The 16,767-nt window shown below is 56.6% G+C and carries 9 protein-coding genes; all 9 read right to left on the bottom strand.

The features are described from left to right. A complete protein-coding gene (locus ACQKLP_RS08775) occupies positions 1 to 3,120 on the bottom strand; it encodes a SusC/RagA family TonB-linked outer membrane protein (RefSeq protein WP_427322024.1) in 3,120 nt (1,039 codons plus the stop codon). 11 nt (positions 3,121 to 3,131) lie between these two features. Then, positions 3,132 to 4,199, bottom strand: coding sequence for a DUF5007 domain-containing protein (locus ACQKLP_RS08770; protein WP_427322022.1), 1,068 nt, complete (start codon positions 4,197 to 4,199; stop codon positions 3,132 to 3,134). Between the two features lie 9 nt (positions 4,200 to 4,208). Further along, on the bottom strand, positions 4,209 to 5,216 hold the full coding sequence (locus tag ACQKLP_RS08765; RefSeq protein ID WP_427322020.1) for a hypothetical protein: 1,008 nt from the start codon (positions 5,214 to 5,216) through the stop codon (positions 4,209 to 4,211). A gap of 11 nt (positions 5,217 to 5,227) precedes the next feature. Continuing rightward, entirely contained in the window at positions 5,228 to 6,733 is a 1,506-nt protein-coding gene (locus ACQKLP_RS08760) for a RagB/SusD family nutrient uptake outer membrane protein (RefSeq protein ID WP_427322018.1), read from the bottom strand. A gap of 19 nt (positions 6,734 to 6,752) precedes the next feature. Beyond that, positions 6,753 to 9,617, bottom strand: a complete 2,865-nt coding sequence (locus tag ACQKLP_RS08755; RefSeq protein WP_427322016.1) for a SusC/RagA family TonB-linked outer membrane protein — start codon at positions 9,615 to 9,617, stop codon at positions 6,753 to 6,755. Positions 9,618 to 9,929: 312 nt separating this feature from the next. Then, positions 9,930 to 11,420 carry a SusD/RagB family nutrient-binding outer membrane lipoprotein gene (locus tag ACQKLP_RS08750; protein ID WP_427322014.1) on the bottom strand — a complete coding sequence of 497 codons (1,491 nt, stop codon included), beginning with the start codon at positions 11,418 to 11,420 and terminating at the stop codon, positions 9,930 to 9,932. Positions 11,421 to 11,422: 2 nt separating this feature from the next. Next, on the bottom strand, positions 11,423 to 14,752 hold the full coding sequence (locus ACQKLP_RS08745; RefSeq protein ID WP_427322012.1) for a SusC/RagA family TonB-linked outer membrane protein: 3,330 nt from the start codon (positions 14,750 to 14,752) through the stop codon (positions 11,423 to 11,425). A 63-nt stretch (positions 14,753 to 14,815) separates the two neighbouring features. Continuing rightward, a complete protein-coding gene (locus tag ACQKLP_RS08740; RefSeq protein WP_427322010.1) occupies positions 14,816 to 15,892 on the bottom strand; it encodes a FecR family protein in 1,077 nt (358 codons plus the stop codon). A 62-nt stretch (positions 15,893 to 15,954) separates the two neighbouring features. After that, complete coding sequence (locus tag ACQKLP_RS08735; RefSeq protein ID WP_427322008.1) at positions 15,955 to 16,527, bottom strand: RNA polymerase sigma-70 factor; 573 nt, start codon at positions 16,525 to 16,527, stop codon at positions 15,955 to 15,957. Positions 16,528 to 16,767: the final 240 nt, after the last annotated feature.

The following is a 16,767-nucleotide window of genomic DNA, read 5'->3' as shown; positions in this document are numbered from 1 at the left end:
TTAGAACTCAATATTCAAACCGAACGAAAGGGACCTTGCCACCGGGTATGTATCCAGCCGGTCGCGCCCCAGGTCGGTCACCGCTTCAGGGTTGGGCCCGCTGTAGCCGGTAAACATCAACGGGTTAGATACGGTGGTGTACATCCTGAAGGCGTTCATCCCGAATCTGCGCAGCCATGTCCGGTCTACGGAGTAGCCGATCGTAACCGCGTTGAGTTTGATGAAGCTCCCGTCTTCCTGGAACAGCGTCTGGTAAATGCGGTAAGAATCGGAGGTGGAGTAGTAATCGAACGGATTGGGATATTTGGCTACGTCGCCGTTCCCTTTCCAGTAATCGAGGTCCCGCAGGTCTACGAACGTAGCGTCGTCGAAGGGGTCCCTTAACTTGGTCATACGCTCGGCCAGGGCCTTGTTCAGCAGGTCGCGGCGGAAAAGGATGGTACCGTTGAGGTTGATGCTCCAGTTCTTGTAAGTGAGGTAAGACGAGAAGCCGCCGGTGATCCGGGCGATGGGGGTGCCGGCTACCTGGAGGTCCGCATCATTGAGCACATAGTTGCCGTCCACGTCCCGGAACCGGGCATCGCCGGCCTTATAAAAATCCTTCCCTTCGTTGCGCATGGGCAGGCCGGTGATGGGATCTACGGGCACGTCCGCATTGGTGCGGTACACGCCTTCGTAGATGTGAAGGTAGTTGGAAGTGGCGCTGTAACCTACGCGGTTGATGATGGTCTTGTCGTCAGACAGTAACTGCGCGGCGCCGCCGGGCAGCGAAAGCACCACGTCGCGGTTCACGGCCCCGTTCAGGCTGATGGTCCAGTTGATCTTGCTGGTGGATTTGAAAGGCCTTACGGTCAGCATCGCTTCGTAACCGTAGTTGTAGATCGATGCGTCGTTCGTGAAGGTTTGCTCGAACCCGGTGCCCGTCGACAGTTTACGGGAATACAGCATGTTGTACACCGTTTTGGTGTAGGCGTCGAGCGTAAGCCCGATGCGCCCCTTGAAAATGCTCATATCGAACCCGTAATTGAACTGCTCCACTTCTTCCGGCAACAGGAACGGGTTGGGCATCTGGCCGAGGTGCGGCGAAATACGGGTAACGCCGTTATAATTGCCTTTTATGTCGTACCAACCCATCGAGGCGTAAATATTGGTCGTGGGACGGAGGTTCACGCCATAGCTGAAACGGAGGTCGCCGAAATCGAGCCATTCGGCATTCTCCAGCAGTTTTTCCTTGTTGAAGTTCCAGCGCAGGCCAACAGAGGGGCTATGCGCCCAGCGCTCGTTTTCCCCGGCAAACGAGTTACCGTCTGCCCGGTAGTTGAAATTGACCACGTATTTCTTGTTGTAGTCGTAGCTCAGGTTGGCCGCAAAGCCCACGCTGTGCACTTCGCTGAAGCCGCCGGCATCGGGCGTTCCGCTCACGGAAGAAAAGTAGGAACTGAAGCCGTAGGGGCCATGATAGTTATCGTTCGGGCCGTTGGACTGGTTGATCACCTTGTTCTGCACGTTCACGATCGTGGCTTCGGAAAACACGGAGGCATACACGCTGTGCTTTTCCTTCCAGGTGTTGTTGTAGTTGATGGCGCTCCGGTTATAGAGGTTGCTTTTCCTGCCGCTGAAACCGTATACCGCCGGTTTGTCGTTGTTGGCAAGCGCGGGGATGAAGGTGTCTTCCTGGTCGGAAGTATAGTTGTAGCTGGTGTTGGTAGACAGTTGCAGGTGCGGCATGAGCTCGTACATGATATTGAGGTACGTCCGGATATCATAGGTACGCGTATCGTTCACCCGGTAGATGGAATTAGTGAAATGCCCTACGTTGTTGAAGTAAGACGGGCCGGGAAGCAGCGACGAGCTTACATTGCTGCCTGCGCCCACATCGGTAAGACCGTTACCGCTACCCTTCAGCTTTTTACCGAGGCCGGCAGACAGGTAGCCCGACAGTTGCAAGCGGGGCGTGGGGTTGAAGTTCACGTTCTGGTTGAGGGAATAACGGTCGAACCCCGTGTTGCGCACCACGCCTTCTTCCGTATAATAGTTCAGGTTGGTTTTGTAGTTCAGCCGCTGGTCGCCGCCGGAAACAGACACGTTATGCGTATGGTTGTAGGTGGTTTGATAGTAGATATCCTGCCAGTTGGTGGAATTGTTGAAAAACGCGTTGAGACTGTCAGACAGGAACTGGGTCTGGCTGATGCGATAGATCTCGTTCAGGTTTTTTCCGTCCTGGATCATTCTCACCCGGTATGCCCTTTCGTCCTTTCCGCCGATGGTGCTGCGGAGCTGGGGGGTGAAGTTGATGAACATGTTACCGGCATAGCGAACGATCGGTACGGCCGACTGGCCTCTGCGGGTGGTGATCACGATCACGCCGTTGGCGCCGCGGGAGCCGTAGAGCGCGGTGGCTTCCGCGTCTTTCATCACGTCGATCGACTGGATGTCTTCCGGCGGGATGAGCGACAGCGGGCTGGTGCCCGGGCCCTGCGACTGGAAGCCGTATTCGAAACCGGCGTTGGCGTCAACCGGTACGCCGTCGATCACGTACAACGGCGATTGTGGCGTAAGGTAGGCGTTATCTCCCGAGCCGTTGACCATCATCTGGGACAGGCCGCGGATGGAGGAAGCGCCCCTGAATCCGGGCGCCCCGGTATTCTGCTGGATGTTCAAGCCCGCAACACGGCCCTGCAGCAGTTGTTCCACGTTAGACACCGGAACGTCCTGCAGCTCTTTCCCGGTGATGCGCGTTACAGCGCCCGTCACCGTTTCGCGGGTCTTTTTCTGATACCCTACGATCACCGATTCCTTCAGTGAGGTGGAAGACGGCTTCAGCACGATGCTGAGCGAAGTCCGGTTGTTCACCGGCACTACCAGCGTTTCGTAGGAAATGAAACGCAGCTCCAGCCGGGCGTTGCCGGGAACGGACACGGTGAAATTGCCGTTCTGGTCTGTAGCGGCCATGGGCTTGGGCGCGGCGCCCTGCTGGACCAGCAGCACGGAAACGCCCGGCAGCGGGCCGCCTTCTTCCGCCACTACCCTTCCCTTCACGGTGATGAGTTGTGCATTCGTTGCGCTGCAGCAAAACAGGAACAGCACGATCAGCGAAAAGCGATTAAAAAATAATTTCATATTCAAGGGAATTAATCGTCGTTAAAAATGGGATCGCGGCGGAAGTAGAAAGTGATGGTCCAGTCGCCCGGTTCATAAATGGCGAAATTCAATCCGAAACTCGCATCCAGCCTTTCCCCTCCGAATCCTTTCCGGCTATAACCGAATTTCACGTTCGCTTTCCCGCTGTTGGCGTAGGTGGTGTTGAGCTGTGTCAGCGGGATGGGATATGCCACGTCGTAGGTGACGCCCATGGCGGTTTGCCGGCGGTTGAAGCCGTGCAGGATCTTGTCCCACTGCGTATTGCTGAACTTCGCCGGGTCGATCGGGTTGAAGCGCGGGTCCACGAACTTGAACGTCAGCGAATGGCCGGTGGCATTTTCCTTGGTGAAGTATACGGAGATGAGGGTATCGGTGAAAAGACTGTCTTTCGTGAAATACATTTTGCTCACGCCCGTCGGGTGAATGGTGTAGGGCACGATGTTGGAGCCGCCGCCGGAAGGCCGCGGACGGGATTCCGTTTTGCGCTCGCGGGTATACACGTCGAATTCATATGGTTCGTACGGTACTTCCTTGATGGGCCGCAGCCAGAAGTCTTTAATCACCCTTTCGTTGCCTTTGTTGCGGACCTTGATATCGAAAAGGTATCCGGAATCCGGGTAGCTGCGGATGAGGGTCGACGGTGCATTGCGGAAGATAATATCGCCGGAGCCGCTGCGCACTTCCAGGAAAGGCGCTTCCACCCATACGCGCTTGGCTTCGATTTCGGCCAGCGAAGTTTCGAGGCCGGTGTAGTCGCGTTTCCATTCCTGTACTTTCACTTTTTGAAAGAGCTCGGGCACATTAGTATGGCCGCCGTTTTTGGTGCGGGCGTTCTCTATCGAGAAAATGAGCGGGTATGTGGAGCCATCGGCGCTGAACTGTGTCAGCTCCAGCGCGGTGCGGCCGAGAATGGGCTCGTATACCGATTTCTTGTTGAAGCTGGCATCCTGGCTGAGGTAGTCCTTCTTTTCGGGCAACTTCTTGCAGGCGATGGCCAGCACCATCACGACCGGTATTGCCAGGCAGCTGTTCCATTTCATTTGCTGTAATTTTTTCATGATGATCGTTTATTGCTCCCTGATGGCGGTGTAACGTAAAATTTCCTCGACCTTATGCTCTTTCCCCTGCGCGTCCATGAACTTGAACTTAAGGTTGAAAGCCAGGTTATCGGGGTCGAAACGGGAACCCGTGTCTTCGATCGTCTGGTTCGCCGCGGAAGGTGCCGCTTTTACTACCGCCGAGAAGTCCGGGTTAACGGTGATCTGCATCTGATCGCCGGTGGGGCCGTTGGTCAGCGCTTCGGTTTCCACCGTTTGCCCGTCTATCGCCTTGAGGCGTTTCACGTAGAAGTTCCAGAGGTTGATGGTGCCGTTGGGCTGGGTTCGCGCGCCGTCGGCGAACACTTTCATTTCCGACCAGAGGTTCTGCTTTTCCCGCGCTTTAAAGACGAAAGTGTTGAAACCCAGCACGTGCCGGGCTTCCAGGATGTGCACCGTACCGTTTTTCGTAACGATGTTGGTGGTGCCGGCAAATGAAGCGAGCCAGTATTTGGTGAAGCGCGACCCGTTCAGGTACGCCATGCTGATCACTTCGGCGCCCAGGCCGGGCGCCCCGGCGGCAGCGCGCGTGGTATGCCGCATGTTGAAATGGCGGAGGGAGAGCGACAGCAATTGCGTGCCGTCCTGACCGGTGAAATCGACCATTTTGTAGGCCCCGCGGAACAGGTAGTTGCCCATGACGGCCCGCCACGACGACGAGTCCACGTCATCCATACCGGCGGGCGCCAGGCCGAGGGTTTTACGGTAAACATTGTAGCTCTCCATGGCGGCGTGGAGACTTTGATCCGTGGGGGCGAACAGCGTAACCGAGTCCGTTTTGAGCAGGTTTGCCAGCCCGCATCTTTCCAGTACGGACAACACGTCCCTGAAATTCTCCGGTTGTGATTTCAGGTAGTCGTAGGTCGTGCCGCCGAATGCTTCCACGGGACGGGAATGGCGGTAGGTATCGTCTTTCCTGCAACTCCAGACGGCCCCGCAGAACAGGCACAGCAATAATATTGTTTGAATGCGTTTCATGAAGCGAATGGTTATTGTTGCCAGTATTTGTTTTGTTGGATGGGAGAAGCGGTGCTCAGCTGCGATTTGGAAACCGGCCAGAATTGCGCGCCATTGCCCAGATCGGCCGGGGAGAATCGGGAATATTTTTCCAGTTTTTCGAACCGTGCCAGATCGAACCAGCGCCAGCCCTCTCCCAGCAGCTCGCGCCGCCTTTCCTGCAGAATGGCGCTTGCCAGCCCTGCAAGCGGGCCTTTATATTCGCCGATGCCCCGCTGCCCGCGTACGCCGTTGAGCACCTGTGCCGATTCCCCGGTTTTACCGAGGTACAGCAGCGCCTCCGCGCGGAGGAGCAGCAGTTCTTCATACCTGAACACCACGATGGCGGATTGATAGCTGCGCAGCGGATTGGCGCCCGTTACGCTCAGCAACCGGATTTTGGAAAACAACGGAACGGGATTGCCGAAGCCGGTGAAATAATTCCCAACGCCGGCGCCACCGTCGGTCACTTTAAAGCGCTCGTCGTTCGGTTCGTCGAAGATCCGGAGGATGGAATCGTTGCTGATAAAGATATCGGGCTGGGCTTTGGAGATGAACGGCTCCGCCAGCACCCATTCTTCGATATGCCCCGAGGCCGAAGATTCCTGGTAATTTTTATTGAACGGCATGGCGAAAACGATGTCTTCCGCCTGCCCTGTAAACACACCCGTATTCCCGGTCAGCGTAGCCGTATTCACCACGGCGTAACCGCCTTTCGAACGGTTGTCGATCACCAGCCGCGCGAATTTATCCGTCGAAAGATAATCTCCACGCCATGCCGCGATGTGCGCCAGCAGCATGTAAGCCGAACCTTTCCCGGCGATGACGCCCTGCCAGAAGGCGCTGGGCTGGCCCCAGTATTGCGACCGCAGCTCGGGGCTTTGTTGGTCGTATTTCCAGGGCAGGGCTTGTGCCGCCGCCTGCGCATCCGCTGCGGCCATATCGAGCACCCGGGCCTGGGGCGCACGTTCCAGCGGTACGAATTCGCCGCTCACGGCGCGCGTCACCAGGGGCACATCGCCCCAGATACGTACGAGGTAGAAATACGCCAGCGACCGGAGGAACCGCAGATGCGCCAGGTCTACCTTCATTTCCTCTTCGGTATACCGGAAGTCGTTTTTATGAACGGTTTCTAGTTTTTCGAGGCAGAGATTGGCCTGGTAGATCACCGCGTAGAAACGCCGCCAGTTGCTCCAGTTCTCCAGCGCGGGAAAAGATGCGGTCAGCTGGTTGGCCGTAACGGCGCTGAGGTCGCCCCGCGAAACGCTGGTGAAATCCCCCGCCCGCAGCTCCCCGTACACCAGCCAGGCGTTATTGTCGGCCAGGGCGGAACGCAGCAGCGCGTAGGCGGAAAACACGGCGGAACGGGCATCGTTTTTAGTGGTCCACATTTTTTGCTCGGGCACGAGGTGCGAAGGCTGCACATCCAGCTTCGTCCGGCAGGAGGCCGCCAGCATCATACCCGACAAGAGAATGAAAAAGATGTATGAACGTTGCATATGCATGTAGAAGTAGCTTTTAAAGGTCTGCGTTGATGCCGATGGTGAAAGTGCGCGGCAAGGGCTGCGGAACGCCGTAATGGATGCCGGTAAGCCCTGCCAGTGAAGGGTCTCCGCCTTTATACGGCGTCAGCGTGAACAGGTTCATCGCCGTGGCGTACACCTGCAGTTTGCGTAATCCCGAACGTTTCATGAAACCGTAACCCGCCAGATCGTGCCGCAGCGTAAACGCCTGCAGCTTCAGCCAGGAAGCTTTTTCGAGGAAAAGGTCCTGCTCCGCCTGGTAAGGGTTCACGAGGCTCCAGGGATTGTACCGGGGATATTTATCCAGGCTGGAAGCCGATTGCCAGAAGGTCAGCTCTTTCACCCCGTCGAGGTTGTTGGCGCCCTCGCGGTTGGCGAAGTCCAGCCGGTTGGCAGCGTCGCCGTTCAGCAAGTGATTGCCGGTAGCGAAGGTGAACAGCACATCGGCCGACCAGCGGCCGTACACCATCGTGTTGCTCCATCCCCCGCGCAGCGGCGCAATGATGCGGCCTTTCATGACACGGTCGGCGTTGGTGATGGTGCCGTCCCCGTTGACGTCTTCCCAGCGCGGATCGCCGCCGCGGAACGGGATGCCGTTATAGGTGAGCGCCTTGCCCCCGGAAGCGCCCGGCACGTCGGCGTCTGTGGCGTAAATCCCCTGGTTTTGCAGCAACCAGAACTGGTCCATCGGCTGGCCGGCCTCCAGGTGGCGGTCGCCATATTCCATCGTCGGAACATTGCCCGGCAGGCGCAGCACTTTGTTCCGGTTATACTGCATGTTGAGCCGGGTTGTCCACCGGAGCCCGCGGCCACTGAGGACCTTCCCTTCCAGCCCCAATTCCGCGCCCTTGTTGTTCACTTCCATCCCGTTCACGTTCTGACCGCTGAAACCATAAGCCGCATCTACCGGCACCTGGGCCATCAGTTCGCGGCCGGTACGGGTATAGAGGTTGATGGAAGCTGTCCATTGGCGGAAAAGACCAAGGTGCACACCGAGGTCCAGGTGATCGTTATACGGCCAACGGATCCCGCCGGCGGTGTAGCCGTTCCTGAACGGCATGTTCAGCGAAGGCATGGAATTGTAGGTGGAAATATTGAGCGCGCCCGCCCATCCGGCATCTACCGTAAAATAAGGGCCGTAGCCGTAGTAGTCAGATGAAGGCATGATGGCCGTGCGGCCCGCGTTCAGTTGGAGTTGAACGGCACCCAGCGCGCGGTCGTGCGAAGTGGCTTTCTTCACATCCCAGCTCAGCGACGCCACCGGCGAAATCGCCCACCAGTAACCATTCCCGAAAAGCGACGAGCCATCGCTGCGCAGCGAAAGCAACGCGTGGAATTTATCCGCGTAGTCGTAAGCTACATTGCCGTAGAACGACAGGGTACGTTGTTTCAGGAAATCCTTGAATGTATAAACGAGCGATTTATCGTGCGTGATGGGGAGATTGTTGTACGTATCCACCTGGATGATCTTGATGAAGTCCGACGGTCCCCGCCAGCCCCGGATGTAATCATACTTCAGCTGGTCTTCTTCATATGTTTGCCCCAATTGCGCTTTAAATGAATGCAACCGTCCGGCCGCGCGCTCGTACGTGAGAAAATTATTCAGCCGGATGCGGCGGTTCACACCGGTATAGTAAGCGTTGTAGCTATTGTAATCGTTCAGTGCGCCGGGCACGAACATATCGCGGTCGTTGTCGTTGTAGTCGATACTGAACTGCGACCGCACATCCAATCCCCTGGCCAGTTTCACGCCCACATCCACCATTGCCTGCACGGAATTCGCGAAGTTGTTCTCCTTCCCGGCTTCCAGCAATTCGTAGTAACGGCCAAGATAGGCTTTGTTGGGCGGCAGCGGGGCCTGCTGGTTGGTGATGTATTCCATTTCGCCCAGCCTTTCCACGAGCGAGCGGTTACGGTCGCGGCGGGCGGTGAACATCTGCACATAGGTATTGATGGTCAGCCCTTCAACAGGGATGATGTTCATGTCGTAAAACACGTTGTATTTCCGCAGCGCCGTATTGTCTGCCACGCCGTTTTCGGTGTGCTCGCCGACGCCGAACCGGAAGTTGGCCCGCCGCGTTCCGCCGGTGATATTGAGGCTGGCGCCGTGTTGCAGCGCGTTTTTGTAATAGAGGTCATCCCAATCCGCCGGCCCGAAATATACCTGCTGCGTAGAATCCGCCAGGTAGGCCGGAAAGTTCGTCCATTGGGCGGGCTGGGCGTATTGCCGGTAAAACGGCAGCAGAAAATCGCGCTGGTAGTACCCGTTCACGGTTTTCACCTGCGGTTTTACCGCCAGGCCGGCGTAAACGTTGAGGCCAAGATGATAGCGGCCCAGTTCGGGATCGCGGGTGGTGATCACGATGGCTCCGGCCGCGGCACGGGTTCCGTACATGGCTACCGCTTCGGGGCCGCGCAGCACATGCATTTCCTGCACGTTTTCCAGGTCTATCATTTCCGTAACATCGATGCCGCTGCCGATATCGGTAAAAGGATGCTCTTTTAACGTCAGCGCATAAGGGTGATCGTTCCGCACCAGCGGCATCCCGTTCACGACGTATAGCGGGCGATTGGCGAACTTGTCTGCCACATGCCCCGCGGGCATGGAAAGCCCCCTGATCAGCGGAAGCGGCGCGATGCCGGGCTCGCCGGAAGCGCGCATTACCGATACGCCGGGCACCCGCCCGTCCAGCAACTGCCCGGTATACGTGTAAGGCAGCTCCCTGGCGGGCCGGAGCGGCAGACTGTCTGCGGATGCGGGGAAGAATACCGGCTTCTTCCAGTTCGGACGGCCGGCGGCGGTATCTGCCGGCGCGGATTGCGCCACCGCGTTCCCCGCGCTGCAGCAGGCTGTCAGCAAAAGGAACAAGTTGCGTAACCGGTGAAAGTGTAACAATGATATCATCAGTATGGAATAATATGTTTGTTCGGAATGCGGCGGGATAAGACATAGCTTTCCCACCCGGTTTCGCCGGCCCGTTCGTAACAGGCATGGCAAAAGCGATGTACGCACCAACGCGCGTATTCAGTTTATCTAACGACGATCAAAAAAAGGGTTGGCTTTCTTACATACAAATTTTGGTTCAGCTTAACAGAAATTCAAGTGGTCTACCATTAAAGACACAGCAATTTCCATATTCCCCCAAAAGATTGAAAAAAATTTTCCGTTAGGTTACCTGATGAGCCACATCTGGCCATTGAGCTGGTCGATCCCGCCATACTGGCGGTTGAGGGCGGCCTGGAGATTGCGGCCGTTGTCGATATATTCGAAAGGCGGGTAAAACCAGCGGAGGGGAATCTTTCCGCCGTTCTGGTTGGAAGGGCCGATGCCGAAAACGGGCACGCCCGTTCTTCGCTGGTTATAAAAAGGCTCCCATCCACCCATCTGGAAAAAGTCGATATACTTCTGCGTAAGGATTTGCTCCAGTCCCTGCTGTTCATTGTCTGCATACCTGACCGTTTCCTGCGCCAGGTAATCGTTCACCGCTGCTCCCGACAGGCCGTACGATTCCATGGACGCGCGGATCCCCGCCTCATAATATGGAGCGGCATTTCCGCTGATCCAGCCGCGGCTCGCCGCTTCGGCGATGGTAAATTGCAGTTCCGGGTAGCCGAACAGGATGGTAGGCCGGCCGGTTTTCGATGCGAACCAAAATGCCGGGTCAGGATGGGAATAATAACCCGCCGCAGCGGAATCGCTCATGGGCTTTTGCAGCGTTCCCGTGGATGCGCCGCGATACGAACGGAAATCGCTTGCAGATTCGGTAAGCGTATCCGCCAATGCAGAAGGCAACGCGATCACCATCAGCCGCGGATCTTTCAGTTTCACCATCAACGTCACGAAAGTGGCCGCCAGCGGACTGTTGCGGGAACTGGCGCCGGGGGTGGCCGAATAGGATGGATTGTAATTTTCAACGCTGGCGTCGCTATAGGTAACCACGAGATTATCTGCATTGCTGCGCGGCAGCGGACATTGGTCGGGGTGGGAAACGATGAACGCAAATGTTTCGGGGACCTTCAGTCCCGCATCCCCCGTTTTCTTACTGAGCCCGATCAACACCCGCAACCGGAAAGCATTGACCATGCGTTGCCACCGGTCGAGGTCGCCCTTATAGAACACATCGCCCGCAACGGTTTTGCCGCCTTCGCGGTTCAGGACGCCCAGCGAATCGTTGGCACGTCGCAGGAGATCCAGGCATTGCAGGTACACATCGCGCTGGGTATCGTACACCGGCGCTATGATCCCCTGTTCCGCCATCATGGCCTGGCTCATAGGTATATCACCTACCTGGACCGTCATCTGGATATAGAACCACGCGCGCAGGAACAGCCCGAGCGCCAGGTAAACACGCTCGTTGGGCCCGCCGGTGCGCCGCGCCTCCTTCTCCATCTGCATCACGTTGCGGAGCTGGTAATATCGGTGCGAGGCGGCGCCAAAGTCGTAGCTCTGCGATCCGTAGTAGGAATTCACCACGCAATGGTACTGGCTGCTCCGTTGCGCGTAACCCCACTGGCTGGTGAACATATCTTCTTCCACACCGGTCAGCACGCTGCCCGGCGTTGCCACGTTAGCTTTATTCGGGTTTTTCTGCAGCTCCTCGGGCTTCATGCAAGCCGCCGACAGCAACAGCAAAACAATTGAAGGCAGCAGTAACTTCTTCATGCTTAGAAATTAAGGTGTATGTTAAAGCCGATACTTCTCATCGATGGCTCTTCCAGATCGCTGCCGGAGGTGTACGACCAACGGTCGAGATCGATCTGCTTTTCTTTCGATAAATACATGATGTTCCGCCCTACGAGCGACACGCTTCCGCCATGCAGCCCCTTTATCCTCCGAAGCACCGCCGCCGGCAGCGTATAGGTGAGCGTAACGCCGCGCATCTTGAAATAAGTTTTGGACTGGTACCTCCGCTCGTCGGCCGTTTCGTAGGTAGTGACCCAGTCCTGCTCCAGCACCGGCGTCGTGTTGGGGGCGAAGGTCCGGGTGTCTGTCAATATCTTTCCGTCGGCATCGTAGGTCACCGTTCCGCCGGTCACCACATCGCCTACACCGACGCGCGTACCGCGATAGCCGGGGTCTTTATAATGCAGCCAGTCCTGGTACCGGAAATAATTATCCGAATCCGGATGGGAGCCGGCCTGCCACATTTTCAGGTTCAGGTAATTGGAGAATTTGCCGCCGAAGCTGCCGTCGAAATCCAGCGTCAGTTGAAAGCTTTTATACTTCAACTGTTGCTGCATCCCCACCAGCCAGTCGGGATCGGTGTTCCCGAAGCGCACGAACCGTTGCCGGTTGATGACGGGCGTTCCGTTGGGATGGAACAGGATGGCGCCCGTATGCGGATTCCGCTCGAAGGGGTTGACGTACAGCTGATCGAACCGCTCGCCCACGTTTACGCGGATATGATGGTCCAGCGAATCGTAGACTTTTTTGAGATACCGGATATTGCGGCTGACGTTGCCCGCCATCGTCCAGGTAAAATGCTTGCGCTGCACGGGAATGGCGTCTGCGATCAATTCCACGCCCCTGCGCTCCAGCTCCAGTCCGTTCATTTTCTGATATCCCCAGCCCGAAGCGGCGGAGATGGACAAATTGAATATCTGCGGCCCGTCTACCGTGCGGTATACCTGTGCCTTCAGGCCGGCGCGCTGGTTGAAAAAGCGGGCGTCCAGCCCGGTTTCCATGGTGGTATGGAATTCCGGTTTGATATCGGGGTTGTACAACACGTTGTCTGGCGCGTAGGTAACGCCCTGGTTGCCGAGCCAGGCCGTCGTCCACTCGTAGGTCTGCGCCAGGGAATAGGGGCTCAGTCCTTCCCCCACCCTGGCCAGGGAGCCGGTCCATTTCAGGAAAGATATGACGCGGGGGAGCTTCACCATGTCGGAAATAATGGCGCTGATGCTGGCCTGTGGATAGAAGTAGAGATTATTATGCAGCGGCATATTGGAATTGCGGTCGAACCGGCCGGAAACATCGAGGTACAACAGGTTTTTATAAGCCACGTCCGCATATCCGTAAAAACTGGCCACCTGCATGAGGCTGCGGTAATTCTCCGCATTGTTGACGGGCATGGCGGAATTCTGGAGATTGTAAACGCCCGGAACGGTGAGCCCGCCGGAAGTATGAGCGGAGTAGTTTTTCCGCCGGATGGTTTGGAGGTTGCCGCCGGTGGAGAGCTTTACCGTCCAGTTGCTTTCGATCTTCCGCTGGAAATTCAGCATGAACGAAGCGTTCTGCTGGCTGAACCGGGAACTGGCTTCCATGTAAGCGCCCACTTTATAAAAATCCAGCCCGTAGAAATTCCCCGATACCGGGTAACGCCATTCCTGGCCGGTGTAGTGGATATTGAAATCGGATTTCAATTGCAGGTTGAAAGCAGGGGAAATTTTGTAACCCAACGAAACGAATCCCGTGAACACGTCTTTACTGAACGCTTTGGTATTTTCATACGCGTTGAACCAGGGATTATTGTAGCGCACATATTCCAGCCATTGCTGCTGGACGCCCTCCTGCCCCGGCTTCCAGTAATTGCGCAGCCGCGGGTCGTTGATGTCGAAATTGGCGCCGTTCCAGATCAGCAGTTCATACACCGGGCTTTCCGGGCCGTAATAAATGCTGGGGTAATTGGGGGTGTGCTGCCGGTTATAATTGACCATAACGTCAGCCCGCAGACGCTTGCCGATGTTCTGCCCGAGCGACATGTTCATGGTCGTAATGCCCAGTTTCGAATTGGGCACGATGCCGCGCTGGAAATGCCGGGTCAGCGAAATCCTGAAATCTCCCTGGTCGTTTTTGGTGGACAGGGCGAGGTTGCTGATGGTCAGCATCCCGTTGTCCAGAAAATCGCGGAGGTTGTTTTTGTTCCGCGGCAGCCAGGGCAGCGGCACCAGGTTGCCATTGGCATCGAGCGGGCTATCCCATTGGGTGATGAGCTGGCCTTCCATGCGCGGCCCCCAGATGTTGTAATCGAAATCGTTGATACCGCCGCCTTTGCCGTCTTTGTAAGCATACTTGAAATAATCCCCTGGCCCGTAGCTGCCCTGCGAATGCGGAAAGGCCACCGGGCTTACCTGCCATTCCGTAGTAGAGCTGAACGAAACTTCTACAGGCCTTTTGTTGGAAGCGCCCCGCCGGGTCTTGATCTGCACGGCGCCGTTCGCGCCCTGCTGGCCGTACAGGGCCCCGGCAGCAGGCCCTTTCAGCACGGTGATCGATTCTATGTCGTCCATATTGATGTCCCAGGAATCGGTGTCAACGGGTATCCCGTCTACCACCACCAGCGGCCGCTGTCCACGGAGATACAGGGAAGGGTTGTTGAAGAGATAACGGGAATTCTGCACGCCCAGGCCCGCCACTTTTCCATATAGCGATGTAAAGGCATTCGGTTCCCGGGATTTGATAATATCCGTGCCGGCCACTTTGAACGATTGGGTGGCGTACCCTATCGACCGGGTTTCTTTCGGTATTTCCAACGCGGTAACCGTTATCTCTTCCAGGTCTTTGTGCTTTTCGGCCAGTTCCAGCCTGATGTGCGACAAGCCCGCCGTGTTCACGTTTTTCCCGTAATACCCGATATGGCTGATCCGCAGTACCGACTCCCGTTTGATCTCCAGGGTAAAATACCCGCTGGAATCGGAGACCGTGCCGGCCGTTTCGTCTTCTATATGAATGGAAGCCCCCGCCACCGGCTGTTCCCGCCCATTGGTGAGCACTCCGGTGATGGTGCGGCTGGCCGGCGCGCCGGTGGCCGATATCACGATCAGTTTGTTGTCGAGGATATTGAATTGAAGGCTGTCGCCCAGCAACCGCGACAGGATGCGCGGCAGCGTAGCCTTGTGGATATTGAAGTTGAGGGGTTGGGAAGGGATGTTGCGGGAGTTATACAGGAATTTGTAACCGGTTTCCGTGCCGATTTCGGTCAATATCCGGTCCATCCCCACATTCCGGAAAGAAAAGGAATAACGCTCCTGCCCTTTGGCAGTGAGACTTACCATAACAACAACCAGCATGCATAGCCATACACGCGCGCTCATACGTTTCCATTGGTTGATACTGAACTACCTGCGGATATACACGTCTGCCCCATTCCGGGTATAGGTGAAAGGAGTTGCGATCTGCAGCGCCTTCAAAGCTTCGTTGATATCCTGTTTGTCGAACACGCCGCTGAACAGTTCTTTTCCCAGCGCGGCGTCTTCAAGGTGAATCTTCACGTCATACCAGCGTTCCATGTCCCGGGCGAGCGCGCGGAACGGAACATCCCGGAACACGAGCCGGTCGTTTATCCAGGCGATTTCGTCGCAATCGGCCGGGTTCACGGCCCCTACTTCCATGGGAAGCTGCAATTCCGTATCGGCCACCCCTTCCCCGGCCACGGTGCCGAGCGTCACTTTCTGGCCCGGTGCGAGCAACAGGTCTTTTTCCTGGCCGCCGGCGGTATTACGGAGGGTTAATTTGACTTTGCCGGTCAGCAACACGGCTTGCACCTGCCCGTCTTCCGGGTAGGCTTTAATGTTGAAGCGGGTCCCCAGTACATGGACGTCCATATTTCCGGTACGGACCACAAAAGGCCGTTTTTCATCGGGCGCCACCTCGAAGCAGGCTTCCCCTTCCAGGCACACTTCCCTGTTGCCGTTGCCGAACGTTTCGCCGTACGACAGTTTACTGCCGCCGTTAACCCAAACCCTGGTGCCATCGGGCAGGCTGAGGCTCGTGCGCTCCCCTTTCGCGATGACGATGTTGCGCTGCGCTTCGTGCGGCATGGCGGCGTTTTCCCTGAACAGGAACGGAAGGGCTACCGCAACGGCGATGACCGCGGCAGCGGCGGCGTAATACCACGGCCGCATCCGGCGGACTTTCGCAACGGGCGCGGCTTCCTGCGGGACTGCCGGCGCTGCGGGTGCGTTCATGGCGGCTTCGAGCGAAGACCAGCTTCTTTCCGCCCAAACCTGGGGATCGGCCAGTTCCGGGTCGCGGCCTGGCGTAACGGTTTGCACAGCGTTCAGCACTTCCATCACAAAAGCCGTGTCGGCGTGGCCTTTCAGCAATTGCTGCAGCTCCTCCCGCTCGGCCGGCGTGATCTCGCCTGCCATATGCCTTGCCAATAATATATCGATCCGCTGTTGCTTTGCTGTCATTTCAAAATTAAGTTCTGCTGTCGTTTAGACACATTTTTTTGCCTTTACCCCCAAAAAAGCGTTTAAATATTGGAAGAACGCTCCGCCGGCCGGCCTTCGCCCGTGCGCAAATATATTTCGTCGCCGATCTTCCGGATGGCGATGGTGACCTGGTTTTCGATCGTTTTCACGGAAAGATTGAGGATTTCCGCTACTTCCCGGTACTTCAGCCCGTCTTCCCGTATCAGTTTGAAGATAACGCGGCACCGGGGCGGCAGGCCAGCCACCGCGGTTTCGATCCGGTTCCGCAATTCGGAGGAAATCATCTGCTGTTCCGGATCGATGGCGAGCTCCAGGGCTACGTCCGATACGGTGTCGATGTCTACATGCTCCCATTCCTTGTTCCGGGTGAAGTAATTGGAAATCCCGTTCCGGATGCCGACGTACAGGTATACCTTCAGATCTGAAATCTCGTCGAGGTGCTGCCGCCGGTGCCAGAGGCGCAGGAAAACATCGTTCACTACTTCTTCCGCAATGAACTTGCTTTTGATATACAGGTAGGCGAATTTGAGGAGTTGCGGTGCAAGGGACAGGTACAATTCCCTGAACGCCGCCTGGTCGTCTTCCTCCTGTATCCGTCTTAACAAATGCACCATAGTCTCGGATAAATAATTGTTCACTGTCACGGTTGGCCCTCATCCACATGCACAATATAAGCACCGGCGCGACAATTTTCCTTTCTTTTTCTGAAAGTTTCCGAGCGGGCAACACCCTAGTATTACGATACACCTTATGGCGTTTACGGCGCCGGATTACCGTTGAAAATCCCGGTGATACGAAGATGCGGTCCGGATGATCAAAAAAAAAAGCCGGTCACAAGACCGGCCTTTAACATG

Origin of the sequence: Chitinophaga sp. NPDC101104, from assembly GCF_050277495.1 — a bacterium.
Classification (GTDB): Bacteria; Bacteroidota; Bacteroidia; order Chitinophagales; family Chitinophagaceae; genus Chitinophaga.
Note: the sequence above shows the minus strand (reverse complement) of the source record. Positions and strands in the feature narration are given on the sequence as shown.